The 21,024-nt window shown below is 56.6% G+C and carries 19 protein-coding genes; 4 read left to right on the forward strand and 15 right to left on the reverse strand.

Annotated elements, in window-relative coordinates:
* Positions 1-81: 81 nt before the first annotated feature.
* The 4 genes from RBB63_RS15775 to gpmA all read right to left on the reverse strand — a co-directional run bounded on the left by RBB63_RS15775 (position 82) and on the right by gpmA (position 3,471).
* Entirely contained in the window at positions 82-552 is a 471-nt protein-coding gene (locus tag RBB63_RS15775) for a hypothetical protein (protein ID WP_309385931.1), read from the reverse strand.
* A gap of 63 nt (positions 553-615) precedes the next feature.
* Entirely contained in the window at positions 616-2,031 is a 1,416-nt protein-coding gene (locus RBB63_RS15780) for a tetratricopeptide repeat protein (RefSeq protein ID WP_309385932.1), read from the reverse strand.
* 74 nt (positions 2,032-2,105) lie between these two features.
* Positions 2,106-2,627, reverse strand: coding sequence for a hypothetical protein (locus RBB63_RS15785; RefSeq protein WP_309385933.1), 522 nt, complete (start codon positions 2,625-2,627; stop codon positions 2,106-2,108).
* 97 nt (positions 2,628-2,724) lie between these two features.
* Complete coding sequence (gene gpmA, locus RBB63_RS15790; RefSeq protein WP_309385934.1) at positions 2,725-3,471, reverse strand: 2,3-diphosphoglycerate-dependent phosphoglycerate mutase; 747 nt, start codon at positions 3,469-3,471, stop codon at positions 2,725-2,727.
* An 868-nt stretch (positions 3,472-4,339) separates the two neighbouring features.
* Here gpmA and RBB63_RS15795 point away from each other — a divergent pair.
* Positions 4,340-4,732 (forward strand): hypothetical protein, encoded by a 393-nt coding sequence (locus RBB63_RS15795; protein ID WP_309385935.1) that lies wholly within the window; start codon positions 4,340-4,342, stop codon positions 4,730-4,732.
* Positions 4,733-5,215: 483 nt separating this feature from the next.
* On the opposite strand, the gene RBB63_RS15800 is transcribed toward RBB63_RS15795, so the two are convergent.
* The 11 genes from RBB63_RS15800 to RBB63_RS15850 form a co-directional block, all read right to left on the reverse strand.
* A complete protein-coding gene (locus tag RBB63_RS15800; protein WP_309385936.1) occupies positions 5,216-5,899 on the reverse strand; it encodes a YceH family protein in 684 nt (227 codons plus the stop codon).
* A gap of 104 nt (positions 5,900-6,003) precedes the next feature.
* Positions 6,004-6,162 (reverse strand): small basic protein, encoded by a 159-nt coding sequence (locus tag RBB63_RS15805; protein ID WP_309385937.1) that lies wholly within the window; start codon positions 6,160-6,162, stop codon positions 6,004-6,006.
* Between the two features lie 94 nt (positions 6,163-6,256).
* Entirely contained in the window at positions 6,257-7,774 is a 1,518-nt protein-coding gene (locus RBB63_RS15810) for a YhjD/YihY/BrkB family envelope integrity protein (protein WP_309385938.1), read from the reverse strand.
* A 15-nt stretch (positions 7,775-7,789) separates the two neighbouring features.
* Complete coding sequence (locus tag RBB63_RS15815) at positions 7,790-8,551, reverse strand: hypothetical protein (protein WP_309385939.1); 762 nt, start codon at positions 8,549-8,551, stop codon at positions 7,790-7,792.
* A gap of 135 nt (positions 8,552-8,686) precedes the next feature.
* Positions 8,687-9,517 carry an NAD(+)/NADH kinase gene (locus tag RBB63_RS15820; RefSeq protein ID WP_309385940.1) on the reverse strand — a complete coding sequence of 277 codons (831 nt, stop codon included), beginning with the start codon at positions 9,515-9,517 and terminating at the stop codon, positions 8,687-8,689.
* Between the two features lie 98 nt (positions 9,518-9,615).
* Positions 9,616-10,845 (reverse strand): argininosuccinate synthase, encoded by a 1,230-nt coding sequence (locus RBB63_RS15825; protein WP_309385941.1) that lies wholly within the window; start codon positions 10,843-10,845, stop codon positions 9,616-9,618.
* Between the two features lie 117 nt (positions 10,846-10,962).
* Complete coding sequence (locus RBB63_RS15830) at positions 10,963-11,805, reverse strand: EcsC family protein (protein ID WP_309385942.1); 843 nt, start codon at positions 11,803-11,805, stop codon at positions 10,963-10,965.
* Positions 11,806-11,861: 56 nt separating this feature from the next.
* On the reverse strand, positions 11,862-12,794 hold the full coding sequence (locus tag RBB63_RS15835) for an ArsR/SmtB family transcription factor (RefSeq protein ID WP_309385943.1): 933 nt from the start codon (positions 12,792-12,794) through the stop codon (positions 11,862-11,864).
* A gap of 30 nt (positions 12,795-12,824) precedes the next feature.
* Entirely contained in the window at positions 12,825-13,670 is an 846-nt protein-coding gene (locus tag RBB63_RS15840) for a hypothetical protein (protein WP_309385944.1), read from the reverse strand.
* A 2-nt stretch (positions 13,671-13,672) separates the two neighbouring features.
* The gene (locus RBB63_RS15845) at positions 13,673-15,106 is read right to left on the reverse strand and encodes an MBOAT family O-acyltransferase (RefSeq protein ID WP_309385945.1); all 1,434 of its coding nucleotides are present in this window, start codon (positions 15,104-15,106) and stop codon (positions 13,673-13,675) included.
* 86 nt (positions 15,107-15,192) lie between these two features.
* A complete protein-coding gene (locus RBB63_RS15850) occupies positions 15,193-17,055 on the reverse strand; it encodes a GreA/GreB family elongation factor (protein ID WP_309385946.1) in 1,863 nt (620 codons plus the stop codon).
* A gap of 21 nt (positions 17,056-17,076) precedes the next feature.
* Here RBB63_RS15850 and RBB63_RS15855 point away from each other — a divergent pair, with 21 nt between their 5' ends.
* From RBB63_RS15855 to lipA, 3 genes are all read left to right on the forward strand, one after another.
* Positions 17,077-18,540, forward strand: a complete 1,464-nt coding sequence (locus tag RBB63_RS15855) for an RsmB/NOP family class I SAM-dependent RNA methyltransferase (RefSeq protein WP_309385947.1) — start codon at positions 17,077-17,079, stop codon at positions 18,538-18,540.
* Between the two features lie 558 nt (positions 18,541-19,098).
* The gene (locus RBB63_RS15860; RefSeq protein WP_309385948.1) at positions 19,099-19,662 is read left to right on the forward strand and encodes a chloramphenicol phosphotransferase CPT family protein; all 564 of its coding nucleotides are present in this window, start codon (positions 19,099-19,101) and stop codon (positions 19,660-19,662) included.
* 276 nt (positions 19,663-19,938) lie between these two features.
* A complete protein-coding gene (lipA, locus tag RBB63_RS15865) occupies positions 19,939-20,841 on the forward strand; it encodes a lipoyl synthase (RefSeq protein ID WP_309385949.1) in 903 nt (300 codons plus the stop codon).
* Positions 20,842-21,024 lie beyond the last annotated feature (183 nt).

Here is a 21,024-nt window from a genome sequence, read left to right on the forward strand (position 1 = left end):
TGCGACCTTTCATTTTGACCGTTCAGGCCCCGGATGGCTTTTTCCCATCAGCTTCGTTATCTTTCGGTCGAAAGGCTCTCCCTAGTCGATGATCTCATTGAGGAAGCCGCCGGTCATGGTCCCGTATTTTAATTCCAAGTAATTTTCAATGCGAGTAACCGCATCCTGACCATAAATGGCTTTCACGTCGGCAAACATCTCCGAACGCAACTTTTGGCACTCGGCGTCCACGGTGGGGGGGAAAGTGCGACCTTCAAATCGATCCCCCGCCAAGTCTTGCACGCGCGTGGCGATCGGGCGCAACTCATTCGTGATTTGGACGAGCTTCTGATCGTTCGGATAAAATGCAGCCAGGTAGCCCAGAGTCTCAACGACGGGCACGCGGTAATGGATATTCAGCGTGACGCGTTCAGGAGCAGTCCAACGGTTTTCAGCAGTCTCAATACGGTCCAAGCGGCGACGTTCGAGGAAGCCCCCGGAAGGCGGAGCAAAGAGTTGACTGGAAACAACGGTGAAAAGTCCTGCGAGGACCAAGCGGCTAGCATTTGTCATGGCGTCACTACACGCAGCCCCATGTGCCGCGTCAAGCCAGATGCCACAAGTTTCAACCGGAGCCTAGGCGTTCTTTTGCGTGTAGAAGGCGTTGATCTTCTCTGCGACGTCGCGGTAACCGATATCGTTGGAGTAAATGATCTTGTACTCCGCGATGGCCTTATCCAGATCACCATTCTCCTCATGCGCGCGCGCCAGCGAGTAAATGACTTCCTTCTTGGTGTCGTCCATCAGCGCGAGTTCCTTCTTGGCTTCTTCGAACTGAACGATGGCCATGTCGTAAATGCCCTTAGCGGCCATTGAACGGCCCAGCATCATAATCGCCTTCACACGCACCTTCGGGTTGCGAGTCGCCTTCTGGAATTCGCCCATGGCCTTGTCGTAATCCCCATCTTGGTAAAGCAGATTACCAAGCTCGAAGCGAGCGGCGTAATCGTTCGGATACTTTTCCACGATGCGCAAAGCGTTATCGAGCTTGAACTTGTGCTCCTGAGCCTTGAGGTCTTCCAGCTTGGACTGAACTTCGGCGTTCCCGGGCTCGGCTTCCAACTGCTCTTCCAGCGCTTCGATTTCGCTGCGCTTGATCGAAAGATTCATGTCGATCTCCATGCGCTCAAGCGTCGGGTCACTGGAGCCAGCAGGCGTTTTCCGGGCTTTGACCACATACTCCAGCGCCTTGCCGAACTGGCCGATCGTGCGATAAGCATTGATGATTTCGCGATAGAGCGTGAGGTTGTCCGGCTCGGCTTCCAATAACTTGATGTTCTTGGCAACGAGCTTTTCCACGGTCTCTTCGTCGTTGACGACACGTGCTTGCTGCTCGAGTTCGATGGCCTTCTCTTCGTCGGCCAGCTTGTCGCGGAAACCGCCCTCTTCTTCCCACTTGCCTCGCTCCATGGACTCGGCGACTGATGCGCGGCGAACCATCTCCTGGGCGTCTTCGTTGGCGGGATTTTGCTGTAAAATTCGGTCACCAAGCATGATGGCTTCCTTCGGCCGCTTGGCGAGGATCAACGCGTTGGCGAGCATGATCTGGTGCTCCTCGGTCTTGTCGACTTCAACCAGCTTCTCAAAGGCAAACACCGCTGTCTCGAAGAGGCCAACGTTTTCCGCCGCCTGACCAAGCAGGCGATGCCCCACGGGTAGCCCAGGGTTGTCGGTGATCGATTTTTCCGCCTGCGCCATCACGGACAGCGGATCGGACTCCAAATTCTTCTTGGCCTTCTGGGCAAAAGGAGCGCTGGTGACCTTGCCGAGGAATTTACTCATGCCACTCGTCTTACCTCCCTTGGCCCGCTCCTGGGCTTGGCGGAGGAGCTTGCGCACATCCAAACAGCCGGGGTGCCGCTCAAGGATGTTCATGCAAACCGTGACCACAATCGACGGATTTTTGGTCAAGTTCTTGCGAGCGCCTTCGATCTGCTTACGCAGGCGTGGATCAAGTTGATTGATCGATTCTTCGGTAAGGGTGTCGGTCATATGAAATAGGTAGAAAGTTCTAACGTATGCTTATCACATAGGGCGTCAACTTTCAAACTCCGCCTACGCCCTAATTATTTTGTTACACTGCCACTATCAGGAGTTTCCGGTATTTCTTCGGTAGGTTCCTCCGGAATAATGTCGAGCTGATTGGGGGATTTTCCCACGCTCATGCCCATATTGGAAATGACTTGCACCGCGCGATCATCCCAAAATTCGACCATGTGCAAATCCTTCGCATGCGTGCATTCGACGTAGTCCAGACCATTGGCGTCGAGCCAGGCGCGAACTTGGGCGGCGCCCTCCTCATTGTAAGCGCGAGGGGTTAACACTTTGACCTTGATGCGTTTATACTTCACCCAGTCTTTGACGCGAGCCTTCATGTCCGGGATAACCGGGCCGATCTCGCCCGCCAAACCCGCTTCCGAACGCTCGGCCAGAACGCCATCAAGCCCCACTCCCAGCCAGGACTGCGTGTCGCGCTCATCCCGCGAGTAAACGCGCTCGTCTTCCTCATCCTCCTCACCCTGAACCTCTTTTTCCGGAGTTTCGGGCTTGGGATCGCGCTTAAATAGCTGGGCGAGCTTGGAAATCATACAATCAAGGTATCAGTTCGATGCCGGGCGTCAACCCGTGGAAAACAAAGCGACGGACGCCATTGGACGCCCGTCGCCGATTAAAAATTGAAAACCTTTACTTGGCCTTGCCTTGGTTGGCGACGGCTTCCATCGCGGCTTTGACAGCTTCGGGGTCGCCCAGGTAGTAGAACTTCTGGGTTTCGAAGTTTTCATCGAGCTCGAAGACCAGCGGCATGCCCGTGGGAATGTTGACACCGATGATGTCATCGTCGGACACCTTGGCAAGGTGCTTGTAAAGGGCGCGGAGGCTGTTGCCGTGCGCGGCGATGACCACGCTCTTGCCGGCGGCGACCTGTGGCTTGATCTCGACTTCCCAATAAGGCAGGAAGCGCTCAACGGTGTCCTTCAGGCATTCGGTGCCGGGTTTGTCGTCCTTCGGCAGGCCGTCGTACTGCGGCTCGTTGATCGGGTGGCGCTCGTCGGACTCTTCCAGGGGGGGGGGCGGAATGTCGTAGCTGCGACGCCAGATCTTGACCTGGTCTTCGCCGTGCTTGGCGGCGGTCTCAGCCTTGTCGAGCCCCTGCAGGGCGCCGTAGTGACGCTCGTTCAGGCGCCAGTGCTTGATCACGGGAATGTAATTGAGGCCCATTTCCTCCAGGGCGAGGCTGAGCGTGCGGATCGCGCGGGTGAGCACCGACGTGTAGGCCACGTCGAACTTGAAGCCCTCCTTCTTGAGGACTTCGCCAGCGGCGCGCGCCTGCTTTTCGCCTTCAGCCGTCAGGTTGACGTCCGTCCAGCCCGTGAAGCGGTTTTCCAGATTCCATTGGCTCTCGCCATGGCGCAGCAAAACAATCTTATACATGTCTTGGTCTTGTGTTGTGGTGAATTAGGAACGGCCACATTGGCGGGGAACCGCCGAAGGTTAAAGAGTAAAGTTCGGGCAAGCTGAACAGCCCGCCACCAGTAGCATTAATAATGTGCGCAATCACCCAATATTCAGCACCTCTGCGCTTGCCCCGCCAGCGCAATTCTGCCACAATTACGCTAGTGAAAAGTCGAGCATCCAGAGGCAAATAAGGCAGCCTCAGTATCGCCGACTGTGCGACCAAGCGTCGCCGACTGTAACTCGAAGTGTCGCCGACACTTATCCGGAGCATCGCCGACGCTTCGGCCAAAGCCTACTAAGGGTTTACTCACAACCACGTGCTTGTTTGCATCTAAGCCCTGAGCAGGGTTGCGGCAGAACCACGGGGTGGGGTTTGGCCAAAACACAGCTGTGCTAGACTCAAACTCTCAGCAAGCCTCTCATCGCCACGTCATGATATCTAGCAATCAATCATCCTTAAAATTTGAATGATATCTAATTAGAAATTCTCCGGGCAAAAAGGCTACCTCTCCTTAGCTTAAAACATCATACAGTATCATCTTAAAATCAACTAATAGCTTGTTCGGTCAGTATTCCCTTCCTTAGCAATTCTTCGTACCCTTGCGTCTTCGCGTGAGATTATTACGCATGAGTGGTTCACGCGAAGGCGCGAAGACGCAAAGCCACTCCAACACAAAAAAAGTATTCCCATCACACTGCAGAATTGCCATCCACCTGAAACCCACCTAATAAGATTCCCACTCCACGACCATGCAACCGCAACCAGCAACCGAACCTGTCGAGATAGCTGCCCCCTCATTCCACGCCTTTCAGCGCTCCATGACGGCCAGCTACTCTTAGCGTTGTGCAAAACGAGATGAGACAATCAACAACAGCTTCCTCATGGTGTGTCATTGCGCAAATTCGCGAAGAGACTCCTTTCGGCGAGGAAGGGAAAGAAACAAAGATCGGTTCCAAGCACTTCAAACCCAACGCCAAGGTCTACATCGTAGACTGGCATCCGGGGATGTGTAAAACCGTCACCGTGGTCGGACATCACAGAAGATCCAACAAACTAATTACTATCGATATTCACGTGAAGTATTTGACCGACTTAGAATCAAAGGTCGCTTACAAACCATACGTATTAGAAAGAATTGCAGAAAGAAAGATGATGGGCACTGAAGTCATGTACGAAGAGCAAGCAGAGGATATAAGAAATACTGTCGAGACTTGGATACATGAAGAAACGGACTAAGCACAACCAAAGTGCTTTGGGCAATTCGCTACACTCGCTCCGCGACTTCCTCTCACTCCTGAGCTCATCATTCACCCACCAAGGCCATTGAACAGCTGCAACAGTGAATGCTCCTGATGCATTTCGCTTCCACAAGGCCTTGATCGTGGCGTAACGTGCCTGAGTCATGACTCAGGAATCCCTTATCAATCCCGGCATGAAGCGCTGGGATTTTTTGAAACTTGGCCCCGCTGCGGTGTCGGCTTCCATTAGCCTCAGCGCGCCGGCGTCGAGGCGGATGGCAAAGGTGGAGCCCGGTGGGGCTTAGTTTTGCCTCTCAGTTTAGCTGCAAGATGGAACAAGCCAGCCAGGGACAGCAGGCTCCACCTCTGAGTCAACGATGAGATCGACGGAGGCAACTCAGGGCCTGTCTGGAGACTGCCGCCCTACCTTGCGGCGCTACTGAAACTGCGGATCAAGATCGTCGCTGAGCGGAACGGTTGGCTATTCGAATTGTTGGCGGAAGGCGGCGAATTGGGATTCGAGCTCGGCAATGCGGGCCGTGAGGGCTTCGACTTCGGCGCGGAGGAGTTCTGTTTCCTCTGAAACTGCGGGAGCGGACTCAGGAGCGCTACCTGGCGATTGAAAACCTGCGCTGGCTGGCGCCGGCTCCAGAGCGGCAGATTCCGAGATCGGCGCCAGGGTGTGCGCGTAGCGGGATTCCTTGCGGCCCGACTCGCGAGGCAGCATGCGGGCCAAAGGGCCGTCTTCAAATTCAACCAGGCGGTCCAGCGTGTTCTCAACCTGCTCCAGCGAACCAAACCCATACATACGGTCACTGCGAGTGCGGAGCTCACCGACCGTTTGCGGGCCGCGCAAAAGGAGCAGTGCGAGGATGGTCATTTCATCCGGCCGAAGGTTGAGGCGCTCGGTGACGTCGTGGCGGTATTTCGTGACACGCGCGCCGCTCTGGCGCACGTAGTAAACCAGCCCCCGGTCGCGGAGGGCTTCCAGCGCCAGGGTCACCTCATCTTCATCGTAATCAACGACAGGATCGCGGCTAGTCTTCTGATTGCAGGCCAGGCGCAGGGCGTTGAGTGAAAGCGGGTATTGCTCGGGCGTGGTGCGCTCTTTTTCGATGAGGCAGCCAAGCACGCGAATTTCTTCAGGACTAAAATCGGGTTCCATACTGCTCATTCGAATGCAATCGCAGGCAGCCTGACAAGCCACAACAGAACGAGGCCCTTGCAATGTCTGCAAAGGGCCTCGTAGAGGGGGAGGATAGGAAATCCTTAGTCGACCGACTTGGTCTTGCGCAGACCAGTCACGCGATCACCTTCTTCCCACTCGCCGCGGGACTTCAGGATGTCGACACGTTCAAAACGCTTGAGAACGCTGCGCTTCTTGAGCGCAGCTGCGGCGCCTTTCTTAAAACTTGGATGCTGAGACATGATTCTCTAAAGTTGGAATTTGAAAAAACGGCTGATATTTGCGTTTACAGCCCTGCTGGCAAGGAAAAAATCGGCATATTTATCCGTAGATAATTCAGGAAACCTGCCGTTTTGGCGTGGGCTCCGGATCGTGATCCCGAATAAAATCTTTGAGCGAGGCGCGGCCCGGGTGATTCTCGGGCAAGTCGAGCAACAGTTCGCGATAGCGCTGGACGATTGGGTCGGCGTCAATCAGCAAGCGCAGCGCCTCGTTGTTCCCCTTGAGTTCGAGCCGGTCCTTGAAGGCTGACAGCGTTATGGAATCCACCGGACGCGCCGGCTGATAGCGCAGGGTGTCATCGCCGCTTTCCGGCTCAACGATGGTCAGCAGACCAATCTCAGTCAGGGTGCTGATCGTGTGATTCAGCGTGTTAATCGGCACGCGGAGGCGCTCGCTGAGTTCATCCACCGAGAGTGGACGCTCGCAGTTTTCAAAACGCCGGGCAATGATCGTAAACGCCGCGATCGCAAGCAGCTCCTGGGTGCGTTTGCTGTTGTTCTCCCAGGCGCGCTGATGCGTGAGTCGGTTGGCGTTCTGAATGGCGTAAGTTATCTGCCCTCCCAAGAGCAGGAACATCCAAAAAACGAAGAGACCAAAAAGCAGCACTGGCAGGATGCCCACGGCCCCAAAAAGGCTCTTTTGCCGGACCACAAAGCCAATGTAGAAGAACCCGACTGACTGATTTAAATACAGCAAACTCGCCACCGCCAGGGAGCCCAGCATCGACGGCCCCCAATTCACCGTGGCGTTCGGCATGAAGCGGATGAAGCACGCCAGCAGCAACACCGTGATGATGAAGATGAACAGCGGCGTCATCGCCAAAAAGGAGTCGTGGAACAGATTGCCGAAAGGCACGTTTTCGAACGCCGAGGCGATCTTGCTGTAAACGCCGAAGCTAATGACCGCCACGCCCACGACCGCCCCCAGCGAGATGATTGCCCAGTAGAAGACGAATTGCTGAATCAGGGTCCTGCCCTGCTTCACGCCCCAGATCGTGTTGAAGGTTTTCTCAATCGTCGAAAGCAATTGAATGCTAATGAAAATCAGCACGAGCGAACCGACGATACCCACTGTGCTGGAGCGGGAGTTCTCCACCAGCAAATCGATTACCCCCTCCAAGTCCTGCTCGGTTTCCTGTTCTTGAAGCGTTTCACTCTCGGCGACTTCCCCGGGCTTGGCGTCGTCATCGGGCACCACCTGCTGGGAGTCCTCAACCTGCTTGGCCGACGGCACCACGAAGTAAACGGCCTCCGTCAAAGAGTCTGCAATGCGATCCCGCCCCCCCTCTGGCATGACGAAACCGGAAACCATGATTGCAATCGCGATCAACGGGCCGAGCGCAATCAGCGTATAATAGCTCAGGGCCGCAGCTTGGCTGGGAATGCGGTTGTTGAGGATGCCGTCCCAAGTCAGGGCGAACACTCGCAAAAAAGCAAAGAACTTGGCGCGGTTGGAACGGTCGTCAAGGTGCCCGGTGTGCCAGATTTCATCACGCACAAGGCCAGGCAACGCGTTGACTTCATCCTGTGCGCGACGCCACCAAGGTTGCGACTTGGACTTTTCATTGTCCATAATTGGTGCGTTAAGCTACCCCAAAACCGTCATTACCGCAACTGCGCCCATGCCCATAATGCCAAGCACCGCGCAGGCAATCATCACGTAAAGATTGAGGGTGATGGTCGATAACCACGCGCAGAATGATCCGACCACGACCGCAATCATCATGGTTGAGTCTCCCCAGGACCAAAAGATATAGCCGAAGTAGCCCAGCCCCAGCATCATGCGGAATCGAATAAGCGGAAAGGCGTCCGTAACGGATAAAATGCAACACAGCGTCAGAAACAGGTCGGCAATGCCCACCAACAACATCGGATGCTCCAACAGCAGCGAGTATTCGCCCTCATCCTGAATCGCGGTGATGATGCTTACGTTGGGCCAGATGTCGGTGATCGCGGCCAAAAGCATGATCACCGCCAATACGGGCAAACAGATCGCAGCGGCGCGCTCTGCTTCACGATATTTCTTCTTCAGGTGGCGGGTTTCGTCGGTATTGCCTTCGGCGGCGGCGAGCATTTCGTCCACCTTCATTGCCGGCAGCAGCTCGTCGTCGTAATTGAGCGAGGATTCGTCGACTTCCTTTGGGCGGAGCCCGAGAGGCTTGGCAGTGGGGTTAACGGCTTCGCGAATTTCCGGGCATTCCATCAGGGGCAGCCAATCCTCGCGATCTTCGTCGTAATAGAGCGTTTCTTCGCTCGCCTTTCCGGCGTCGATCAGGTCCGCGATCCGGCCTGGATCATACGGCCCTTTCGCTTCGTCCGAGCCAGGTTCCTGAATGTAATATTCACCCATGTTTGCGGGAGGATTTTTGAGAAATTGTGTTTTTGGGCAAGCTTAAAGGAAGTTGAAGGCAAGAGTTTTTGCGAAGTAAAGAGTCCGTAAATCCTTGGCAGATAATGCCTTTTTAATGCCGAATAACCTCACTCCCTAAGGCTGCTCCCCCATGTCACCACCCCAGCGCAGTTTTTGGCGCAGGATGCTGAAGTAAGAATAACCAATGGGCAGCAGCAGAGGCAGTTCGCGGCGGGAGATGTAGATTTTCAGCGGAAAACATTCATTGCCGTCGAAGCGCTGGGCGCCATCAAGCGTCACTTGCGTCCGGGCGCTTTCCAAGACCTCGACGTGCAGCACGCTATCGCGGGTGAGCACCAGGCTGCGATTACTCAGGCTGTGGGGGCAAATCGGCGTCATCACAAGCACCTCGGCGCCCGGCATGATGATCGGCCCGCCAGCTGAGAGGTTATACGCCGTAGAACCAGTCGGTGTGCTGAAAATAAGACCGTCGCTGTAGTATTCCGTGACCAGTGTGTCCTCACACCACACCTGCAGACCAATTAGGCGGCTGCCTTCGGCGCTCTTGATCACGGCATCGTTCAAGGCCAACGAATGCTGGCCATCCGCCGTGACACAATGCAGGACCGAGCGCTTCTGGATGTCAAATTGGCCCTGCAACACGGCCTGGAAATGCTCGCGAATGGTGTCCGGCGAGTAAGTCGCCAGGAAGCCGAGTTTCCCCTGGTTGACCCCAAACACCGGCACGCCGGAGCGCATAGACTCTGGCGCCGCCGATAAAATGGTGCCATCGCCGCCCAACACGCAGCAGGCGTCCGCCCCATCGAGGTAGCCCTCGCTGATCGGGTAATCGCTGCTGCGCACGGACTCCACGCCATGCTCGCGGCACACACCCTCCAGGAAATCAGCCAACTCGCCCGCGAGCGGCTTCTCTCCATTGACGATGAATGCGATGCGCTTGAGCATGGGATGAAATTATGAATGCAGAATTATGATTGATGAAAGGGCAAACCTTTGCGGGTGCTTTGTTTCATACGTCATAATTCATACTTCATAACGATCAACTAGTCGCGCAAGCGACTCAGCTGCTTGACGGCGCGGGCGCGCAAGCGCAAACCTTGTAGGCGGATGAAACCGCTGGCGTCGTCTGGATTGTAGTCGCTGGCAACGCCTTCCATCGAGGCCACGTGCTCGTCGTAAAGGGAGATGTCGCTCTTGCGGCCGACGGTCGTGATGCTGCCCTTGTAAAGCTTGAGGCGCGCCACGCCGGACACGTGCTTTTGGCTGTCGTCGAAGAAGGCTTGGAGGGCTTCACGCTCAGGCGCATACCAGAAGCCATTGTAAACGAGCTCAGCATACTTCGGCACGAGGCTGTCGCGCAGGTGCATCAGCTCGCGGTCCATGGTGATGGTTTCCACCTGGCGGTGGCCATGCATGAGGATCGTGCCGCCCGGGGTTTCATAAACGCCGCGGCTCTTCATGCCGACGAAACGGTTTTCCACGATGTCGACACGGCCAACGCCATGCTTGCCCGCGAGCTTATTGAGCTTCTTGAGGACAGCAGCGGGGTTCAACGCCTCGCCATTAACAGCCACGCAGTCGCCGCGCTCGAAGGTCAGCTCGACATATTCGGGCTCGTCCGGTGCGTCTTCGGGATCAACGGTCAGCTTATACATCGACTTGTTGTCGGCCACGGTTGGGTCGAACCAAGTGTCTTCCAAAATGCCCGCTTCGTAGGAAATATGCAGGAGGTTGCGGTCCATCGAATAAGGCTTCGACGCGCTGGCCTCGACATTGACGCCGTTTTCGCGGCACCAGTTGATCATCTCGGTGCGGCCCGGGAAGGCCTTGCGGAAAACATCCATGCGCCACGGAGAAATGATCTTCAGCTCGGGCGCCAGGGCGGCAAAAGTCAGCTCAAAGCGGACCTGGTCGTTACCCTTGCCAGTCGCGCCGTGAGCCACGGCGTCACAGCCTTCCTTCTGCGCAATTTCAATCTGCGCCTTGGCGATGAGCGGGCGCGCAATCGAGGTCCCGAGGTAATACTGGCTCTCGTAAATCGCGTTGGCGCGCATCATCGGGTAGATGAAGTCGCTGGCAAATTCTTCGACGAGGTCGAGCGTGTAGTGCTTGGAAGCGCCAGTCGCGATGGCCTTTTCTTCCAGGCCTTCCAGCTCCTCTTCCTGACCAACATCGGCCGCGTAGGTGACGATTTCCGCGTCGTAATGATTCTTGAGCCAGCGAACGAGCACCGACGTGTCCAGACCTCCTGAGTATGCGAGAGCGATTTTCATAATATTGAAATCACGGACTTAAACGCGAGACGCCCTCGCCGCCAAGGATAAAGCGTTGGCGCTTCAAAAGGGATTGTGGGTCAGCAACGGCCAGACAACCCCAAATTCCAGTCGTGTTTATTCGGCTTCAGGCAAGGATTTGACGTCTTTCGCGCCTAGCTTGAGATACTCCGCCTGCACGAGCTCCTGGCTAAACTTGCGCTCCAAGCGCCGCATGATGAAGTGGCCCAGCGCCATTTCCTGATAATAACCCGTGAAGTAAGTATTCACGATTGCGCCGCCGACGGCGCCGATTGCGGGCACCATCACCGCAGCCGCCTTTTCCGTGACCGTGATGCTGAAGCGCTCCGCCACCTTCGCAATGAACCGAGTGAGCGACGGCGAAGCGGCATCGAGCACGCCATTTTGCGCCGCATATTGAGCCGCCTCGCTGACTCTCTGAGCAAGCAGACCGCGGATGGCGATGTAACTCGCATCGGAACCTTCCGATTTCGTCTTGTTGCCCAGCGCAAACACCTCAATGCACGCCAAACGCGCCTCGGCGCTGTTTAAATCTTCGCCCTGACTACGCGCCACATCCGCAATCGAGCGTAGCATTATCGTGGTCGATATCGGCAGCTCGACCGGCAGTGAAGCCCAACCAAACGCGCCCCCCACCCCGCCAGTCGTCGCGGTGGCCAGCTTGTGGATTAAATTTTTCGCGGTGGCGACACGGTCTTTTTCCAGAGTCTTCAGGGCGACTTCCAGCGCTGCGCGCAACGCCTTATCCGTCGCGCCGACAATGACGCCGTGCGCCTTCTCGGGCAGTAACTCGAGCCCTTTCTCAATGGGTGAACCGAGCAGGTTCACTAACTGATTCGCAAAGCTCGTTCGCTCAAGAATACGGTGCGCCATGCGCAGATCGGCAAGGTCCTGATCGCTCCAGACAGGCGTTTCAACAGTAGCAGGCGGCTTATCCATGTGGTCAAAAGGGACATTGGCGAAGCAGGCTTTGTTCCCGGCTGCTCCTGGCCGAGCTACACTGGCTTTTCGCCGCTGGCCATAACGGTTTCGAAATACGGGTCCTGCTCTTCGCGGGCGACGACGTTGACCTTGACCCCGATGAAACCCGCTTCCTTGAGCCATTGGTAAAGCGTGTTCTCCGAAAAGCCCAGCCAACGATCGGCATACAGCTCGTGCGCCTTTTCAAACTGGTGCTCCTTCAAGTCGAGGATCACCAACTTGCCACCGGGCTTGAGTATGCGGGCCGCTTCGGCAATTGCCCGCGACGGCTTTTCCGCATGATGCAGCGCCTGGCTAAGCAGGGCCAGCTCCACGCTGTTGTCATCCAGCGGCACGGTTTCGATGTCGCCAAGTTTGTAGTAAAGGTTGTCGATGCCGTTCTTGGCGGCCAGCTCCGTGCCGACCTCCACCATGCGTGGCGAGTTGTCGATGCAGTAAACCGCCTCCGCGCGCTGGGCGAGCAGTTGGGACAGCACGCCCTCCCCCGCGCCGAGGTCCGCAATCGAAATACGCGGCGTCAAATGCAGCAGAAAGTGGCCAATCGCCTCCCAGGAACGCCCCGGACAGTAATTACGACCGAGGCGACCGGCAACTTGATTAAAATACTCCTCGGACGCGCGGCGACGGCGGTCGAGCACGCGCTCAAGGTTCTTGGCGTCCTCGGCGAATTCCGGCTCTTCTTTGGCTGCTTCGTAAGAGGCGTCGATCAGGCGTTCAGTTGTCGCGCCGATATCTTCGCTGAGCGAGTAAAACGTCTTTTTGCCCTCCTTGCGGTCGGTGAGCAAGCCGCCCTGCCGCAGTAACGCGAGGTGCGACGAAATACGCGACTGCCCCATATCGAGCAGCTCCTGCAGCTCGGCCACCGACAGCTCCTCCCGTCGCAGCAGTTGAATCAACCGCAGACGCGTCGGATCAGCGAGAAGCTTAAGCGTGTCCCAAGAAGGCATGAGATGTAGCTAGCAATTAACGACTTGGGACTAAAGACCAAAAATATTTTCATCGATGGTATTTGCATCGTGCAGGTGTATCCCGTCTGGAAAAAGCGAATCGTCCATAAACACCGCTTGCTCTCGATATCTTTCAAACAGTGAACCGATGCCGTATTCCTGCGCGTGTTGCTCGATGTTCGCCCACACCTCCAAGTCGCGATTCGATGCTTTTTGGATGGCCGGCAAAATGACGAATTCACCGCCCTCTGCTTCCACCAATTCCTTCATTTTAATGAGGTAGTGCTGCGAAAACTCACTCACCCCCGCCACTGGCTGCAACGCATCTTCATCGAGGTATTTTAACCACGGCGGAGGCCGCCAATTGGAATGACGAATGATCGGCATTTGCGACAGCGACGCCACCCACGGCATGGCCAGACGCGTTTGAATAATGGGGTCACCCGCCAAGCCGGATTCGTCATTGTAGAAAGACTTGAGCACATAGTGGAAACTGAACAAGTGGTCCAGGTCCAGGCCCAGGCTTTGCGGGCAAACGACTAGCGCCACCGTTTTGCCATTGAGGTCATTGCTGGCGGCGATCTCTTTCAGCAAATAATACTGCCCGGCCATCGTCAACGGCATCACCGTCGCGTAGGAAGTGATGCGCCCACGGTAACGAGCGGTCGGATACATTTGCTCGGCTACGCTGTCACCCAGCACAAATACAGACGCCTGCGGGTCGCCCTTGGCTGCACGTTGAAAGCGTTCGTTGATCCAATAGGCTTCCACCTGCTGCCCCATGTAGCCCATTTTCAGCAAGGCCCACCCCACCCCATTCAGCGCCAAAAAGCTGAGGAAGAGAAAGATCAGGATGTCTCGCGCCAAACGTTTCATGGTCAGAATTGGAAATAAATAAACTCTGTCTCGCCGAAGTAACCACAGTAATAAATCACGCAGACCAGCACCAGATAAAGCACCCAACGCTGCCAACGACGCCACGCAGGAAAGCGCAGCGGGATCGTCGCATTGCGATCCGGCCACTCAACCGCCAGCAGCAGGATGATCCAGATAACGCCACGTCGATGCGATGCCGGCAGTGAAAACAGTGAGGCGTCGAAAAGACCTTCAAAATAGCGTAGCGCCTGGTCCAGATTTTCCGCCCGAAAGAAAATCCAAGCCAGCGTGACATAGACAAACGTCAGCAGCATCGCACCCGCCTCACGCCATGGAGGCAAACAACGACCTGCGGCGATATCGCCTGTGTATTGCCGGTTTTTGCCCAGCAAAAAGAGCGGCATGAAAGCAGCGGCGTGGACCGCCCCCCAGATGATAAACGTCCAGTCCGCGCCATGCCATAGCCCGCTCAACAGGAACACGATGAAGATGTTTCGCAGGCAAAACAGTTGATTGCCGCGGCTCCCTCCGAGTGGAATGTAGACGTAGTCGCGAAACCAGGTGGACAGCGAAATGTGCCACCGACGCCAGAATTCGCCAATGTTGCGCGAGAAATATGGCGTCATGAAGTTCACCATCAAATCGATGCCGAAGAGCCGCGCGACGCCCCGGGCCATCAACGAATAACCGGCGAAGTCTCCGTATATCTGAAACGAAAAATACAGGGCGCCCATGGCAAGCTCTGAGCCCGATTTACCATCGATGCCGTGGTATACCCGATTGACCTGCATCGCCAGGTTGTCCGCCAAGACCGCCTTTAAAAAAAGCCCCCAGAGGATCATCCGCAGGCCGTCGACCAGCCAGGGCGCAGAAACGCTGATTCGCTCGCGCTGAAACTGCGGCAGAATGTGGTCAGCCCGCTCAATCGGCCCTGCGACCAACTGAGGAAAGAATGCAATATAGGTAAACAGCGCCAGCGGGTCGCTCGTCGGCTCGTATTTGCGGTGGTAAACATCGATCGTATAGCTGAGCGTCTGGAATGTATAAAAGCTGATGCCCACCGGCAGGATGAGCCCCAGCGACCACGGACTCGCCACGATGCCAACCTGATTCAACGCCGCCACCAGGGAGCCAACAAAGAAATCGAAATACTTAAAGGCAAACAGCAGCCCGAGATTGAAAAGCAAACTCACATACAGCACAACGCGGCGCTTGGCCATGGCGGTAGCGGTGCTGAGTGTTCGACCGGCGGTGTAAGCCGCGAGGGAACTGGCGAGGATCAAAGCCAGGAATCGCCAGTCCCACCACCCGTAGAAAATATAGCTCGCCAGCAAAAGGCAGCCGTTGCGCAGGGTGCGACTACGGCGGCACAGCCCCCAGTAGACCAGGAGGACCGTTAGCAGAAACAGCGCAAATGTCAGCGTGTTAAAGAGCACTGCTGGCAAACTATCGGAGCGTCCCCAGCCAGCGACAAAAAAACCGCCAACGAATTGGCGGTTTTCGAAATTTCGGCGAACCTAGCTTACAACGTGCGACCGGACTCTACCCAGCGCTCGATGCCCTCGATGGTCCACTGGACGGAGTTGCCGTCGATTTCGGTGGTGACTGTCGTGCCCACGCCCTTACCCAGCAAGGCTTGGCCCAGCGGAGTCTTGTAGGACAGGATGTTCTGCTCCGGCATGGAGTCGAAGGCGCCCAGAATCGCGTACTCTTCGGACTGATCGTTGCTGTTGCTGAGCTTGACGATCGAGCCAACGCCAACGGCGTCGGTGCCTGCCTCGGTGAAGTCGGTGACGCGTGCGCGACCGAGATCGCGCTCGAGGTTGGCCTTGCGGGCCATGAGCGTATCCTGGTCCTGACGAGCCATCTTGTATTCCGAGTTTTCCTTCAAGTCGCCGTGTTCGCGGGCAACCGCGATGGCTTCCTTGTTCTCCGGAATCTTCTTCTCGATGAGGTCGCGGAGTTCGGCGTTGAGCGCTTCGAAGCTCTTCTTGGAAACGATGAGGTCTTCCACCTTCTCGGGCTGTGCGCCAGAGATGAGCGACTGGATGCTCGGGAACGACTTAATGAAGCGGGCCAGCAAGGACTTCTTGGTGAGGTCTTCGAAGCCCTGATTGAGCAGTAAGCCCTGCGCCAAGTCTCGCGCTTCTTCTTCGCTCGCGTCGGCCAGCATGTCGGTGATCAGCTCCTTGTCGTCGGAGAGAATGTCGCCCAGGGGAATGCGGCGGGTGCCGGTGTTCTGGAGCGCCTCAAGGTCGATCGCGTAAAGCACGTTGTTGAGGAAACGCGGGCCGATAAGGCCGTCCACCAACTTGCGGAACTTGCGGCTGTTGCGGTTCTTGATGATCCACAGCAGAACCGGTCCACGGAGATTTTGCTCGCGCAACCAACGCTTGAAATGATCGGCCACGAGCTGCTCGCAGTCACGTTCAACGAGGAACGAGATGCTCTCGCTGGTCATCTTGCCCTCGGAATTGCGCAAGATGTCGATGACGACGGTCTGCCAGTTGTCCGGGAAAGTGCGGGAAAGCAAGTCGAGGAAACGCTTTTGATAGCCGGTCGGAATTTCAGAAGCGAGCTCATTGAGGTCCTCGGTTTCCATGATGAGCGACTTCGAGGTCGGCTCGATGGTTTCCGGGTCGGCGTCGAGGTGGCGGGCCAAGTCATTACGAACCCACACGCCGTGTAAACGCTCAGCTTGACTCAGGCCGTGGGAGGCCTTCTTCACCGCTTCGGTCAGGTGCTCGAAAATGTTCGGCAGGTCGGCTTCGACCTCGTTGACGTTTTCAGAGATCTGGTAAAGCTTCTCGGCAAGGAGAATTTTCTTCTTGGGCTGCTTGAGCACGTAGAAGTCTTCCAGAATTTCCTGCTCGGGCTTGAGCGGCTCATCGCGCAACACGTATGGGTCAATCTTGCGGGACGGCGTCTGGATACGCGGGTCCTTCACGAGGACCTTCTTGGTCTGCGTCCACCACTTTTTGAACTTAGTGGGGCCGAGAAGACGGGACAGCAGCAGCTCAAGCTCTGTCGGGCCGGCTTCCTGATCGGGCAGGCGGGAAAGGATTTCAACAATCAGATCGCCCGGGCGCTTCTTGATCATCTCTTCGATGACGTCGGGCTCGGTGCGGCGGCGCACGAGGATGTTATCCGGTTCGAGGATTTCGAGCTTGTCGACGCAAAAGGCGGGGGCCATTTGGTGACCGTCCTTGCCGTCTTCAAAGTCGATGACGAGCTTAGCCTCGCCTTCGTCGTAGTCTTTTATCACGCCGAAGCCCCAGGAGCGGTGCATGCAATATGCACCGGGCTGCATAGCTTCCAGCTTGTCGCGAGAGCCAGCCAACTTAGGCTGCTTTTGTATGAGCAAATCGATTGCTTCTTGGTTCATGGGTTTTTTAAGTGATCTGAAATGAGGCACTCTTCAAACTCTCCTAACCGCTCAACTCACGCTGATCAGTCGAAAAAGAAACACGGCGCGTCCACGGATGGCTGGGCCTTGGCAGTCGCGCTGTGTGAAAAGTTTGCCTCGCGCCCCAACCAGAAGGCCGACGCGCTGTTGAATAATTTGTCTGACGCTATTTCGTCCGAGGAAAGGCGCCGTTGTCAACGCTTGTTTTACGGCGCCATGCGACATAATCGCTTGATAAATCACCTCTTGGACACCCTGATCGAGCGTCCGCCCCGCCCCCAACTCCACGCCATGCTCGCTGTAGCCCTTGCCGAATGGCTTGAAAACATCGCCGCAGGCGCCCACATCCCCCAGGTCAAGAAGTCCAAAAAAGACGACGACGGCCTACCCACAGCCATCTTTTTCCCCGGACTCGAAAACGACGACACCCTGCCGAAGATTGCCGACTTCACCGTCGAACGCGTGAAAAGGGCCCTCACGCCCGGCGAAGCCAAGTTCGCCAACGCCATTCTCCGCCGCTGTCGCGGCCTCATGGAAGAAGTCGCCAACAGCGGCTCACTCGGCCTGCGCTCTTCCCACCCGGACTGGCTCGTCCGCCGCTGGATCGCCGAGCACGGCTCCGAGTGGACCGAGAAGACGCTCCTTTATAATCAAATCGCCGCCGAGCCCGCGCTCCGCTGGCGCGCCAAGTCCCCTGCCCCCGCCGACTGGCTGCCAATGACGCTTGATGCACTCGTCGAATGCACCGAGAGCGATGCGCCGCTGTTTTCGCTGTCCGTGCCGCCACTCTTTTACCACTTGGGCGAAAACGCACGGTGGCCTGAGGCTCTGGAAAAGCTTAACTCCGGTCAGGCCTACGCGCAGGACCCCGCCACCTGGCTCGCGCCCGCGCTAGCCGACGTCCAACCTGGCGAAGCCGTCTTCGACCTCTGCGCCGCGCCCGGTGGCAAGGCGAGCTACCTGATCGAAGCCCTCGGCGATGACCCCGCGGGCGCCCTCGTGCTGCTCGACCAGCCCGGCAAGCGCATTGCCCAGCTCGACGAAAACCTCCGCAAGTGGTCCGGCGAAGGCATCGACGGCCCCGAGCTCCACCTCGTCGCGCTCGACCTCTTCGAAGCGCTGCCCGACGAATTTGGCGCCTACAACTGCGTGCTCCTCGACGCGCCCTGCTCGAACACGGGCGTCATCCGCCGCCGCCCCGACGTCAAAACCCGCCTGGCCCCGCGCGACCTCGCCCAATGCGCCGAGCTCCAGCTAAAGCTCCTGACCAAGGCCGCAGAATTCGTCGCCGATGGTGGCCGCCTGATCTACAGCACCTGCTCCCTCGAGCCCGAGGAAAACAGTGGCGTGGTCGAGGCCTTCCTCGAAGCCAACACCGAATGGAAAGTCACCGCCACAGCCCAATCCACCCCCGGCGACACCGCCTTCGACGGCGCCACGGTGTTCAGGCTGGAGCGAGAGTGAGATTCCATCCGACGTTTTTTTAACCACGAAGAGCACGAAGCTGAAATGGGCGAAGGGGCAGCGTTTTATTTAACCGCAGAGAACGCGGAGGACGCAGAGATCGTTGAGGGAAAAACAATCGTACAATGAAACCTAGAATCTACTCCGACTTCAATGGTCCATATCAACCAGACTTCATGCTCCTAAACTATCGTGGCACGAAGGAGGACATAAAGAAGTTGAATATCACTCTTACTGATGGAATGAAAATAACGGTGTATTCCGACTCCGACGAGAATCATGATATTGAAGCAGATGGCATTGTAAGATTCGGGGTTATTCCTGGAACAAGAAAAGAGCCTTGCTGGTATGCCGATACGCGTAGTTCAAAAATTCTCTATGTTAGTCGCCAATAGCAGCAGCAATTACAGTTAAAAACTCCTCCCTGCTCTCCGCGTCCTCCGCGTTCTCTGCGGTTAAAGAAAAACGCTGCCTCTAAGCCTTCGTGCTCTACATGTCCTTCGTGGTTAAATAAATTGCCCATCATGGATTACTACACTTACTGTATACCAACTAAGCATGCCCCATCCCCCGCCAGTCCTTTTCCTCAACGGCACGTCCAGCGTCGGCAAGACGACGATGGCCAAGGAGTTTCAGCGGCAGTGGGGTGAGCCCACGCTTTACGCTTCGATCGATAGCTTCATTTTCATGTTTCCGCAGCACGTGCTGGACAATGACGAAGTCCGCAAGCAAGTGCTCTGGCCGCTGATTGGCGCGTTCAACAAATCATTGCCCAACATCGTCGAATGCGGCTTCCCCGTCATCATCGATTACGTGATGGAAAGCCGCGTGTGGCTGGAGCAATGCCTCGATTCGCTCGCTGGCTTCGACGTGTATTTCGTCGGCGTGGAATGCCCGCTCGAAGAGTTGGAACGCAGGGAAAAAGAACGCGGCGACCGCCAAGTCGGCTTTGCCCGCTGGCAAAATGACCGCGTCCATCAATACGGCGCCTACGATCTGGTGATCGACACCGGCGCCCTCACCCCCGAAGCCTGCGCCACCAAGCTCTGCGAACTGCTGAAGTCTGGAACCAAGCCCACCGCATTTGACCGACTGAGGGACGAGGGCAAAAAAGAAAAGTGAGATTTGGAGACGACGCCCCCCTTACTGTCCCCCTTGATAATTGTGGCTCTAGTGATGATGCGCCATACGAGATTTTTAACCACGAAGGGCGCCAAACCAACTAAAACGCTTGCCCGTGCTCCAAGACCTATAGTTGTTCGGACGGCTCCTCTCTGAGTGCCCACACTCTACCAATTATTTTTCTGATTCGATCTTTCGCACGCCTCGCCATCATTGACCAATCCAAGAAAACGGTTGAAATCTTCGGCGATCATGTCGATTGTCTGACGATTCAAGATGTCCGAAATTACGCGCAAACCTGATTGGCTCCGCGCCAAGCTTCCCAACGGGCCTGGCTACATGGCCACCCGCAAAAACGTAGACGAGCACAAGCTGCACACCGTCTGCGAGAGCGCCAAGTGCCCGAATATGGGCGAATGCTGGAGCCGCGGCACTGCGACCGTCATGATCCTGGGCAACGTGTGCACCCGCGCCTGCACCTTCTGCAACATCGCCACTGGGCGCCCGCCTGAATATGACATTGGCGAACCTGCCCGTGTCGCGGACAGCATCAAAAAGATGAACCTCAAGCACGTGGTCATCACCTCTGTAGCTCGGGACGATCTCAAGGACGGCGGCGCCAGCGTTTGGGCGGCCACCGTGCGAGCCGTTCATTACAAGTGCCCGAACACCACCGTGGAAATTCTCCCGGCGGACTTCAAAGGCAAGGCCGAGCACCTGGATATCGTCCTCGACGCCAAGCCCGACATTTTCAACCACAACATGGAGACCGTGGAGCGCCTCCAACGCCCGATCCGCAAGACCGCGCGCTATGACCGCTCGCTCTGGGTGCTATCGCACGCCAAGAGCCGCGGCTTCGTGACCAAGAGCGGCATCATGCTCGGCATTGGCGAAAAGGAAGCAGAAATTGAGCAGTTGCTGCGCGACCTCCGCGCCATCGACTGCAACATTCTCACCATCGGCCAGTATCTCCAGCCCACGAAGAAGCACGAGCCGATGGATCGCTGGGTGACGCCGGAAGAATTTGCCCATTGGAAACAGTGGGCACTCGATCTCGGGTTCGACGTCGTCGAAAGCGGCCCGCTGGTCCGCTCCAGCTACCACGCCGACGAACAAGTGGACCTCTTTGGTCTGCTGGAAAAGCGTCAGGCCGAAAAAGCCACCGCGGCATCTGCCTAACCAGCCCAGCCTCCGGCTGGACCGATTGATTTGCCCATTGGGCAAATGACTGAGCAGTACGCTACGATCTAGCTCTATATGACGACCGGCCGAAAAAAGCGCCAGAACGCTGGGGCAATCCTCCAGTGAACAAGGCAAAGAAAAGGACGCTCGTCTCCTTCGAGCGTCCCTCCCATTGTTATA

It is taken from the genome of Cerasicoccus frondis (assembly GCA_031296915.1).
In the GTDB taxonomy this organism is placed as follows: Bacteria; Verrucomicrobiota; Verrucomicrobiia; order Opitutales; family Cerasicoccaceae; genus Cerasicoccus; species Cerasicoccus frondis.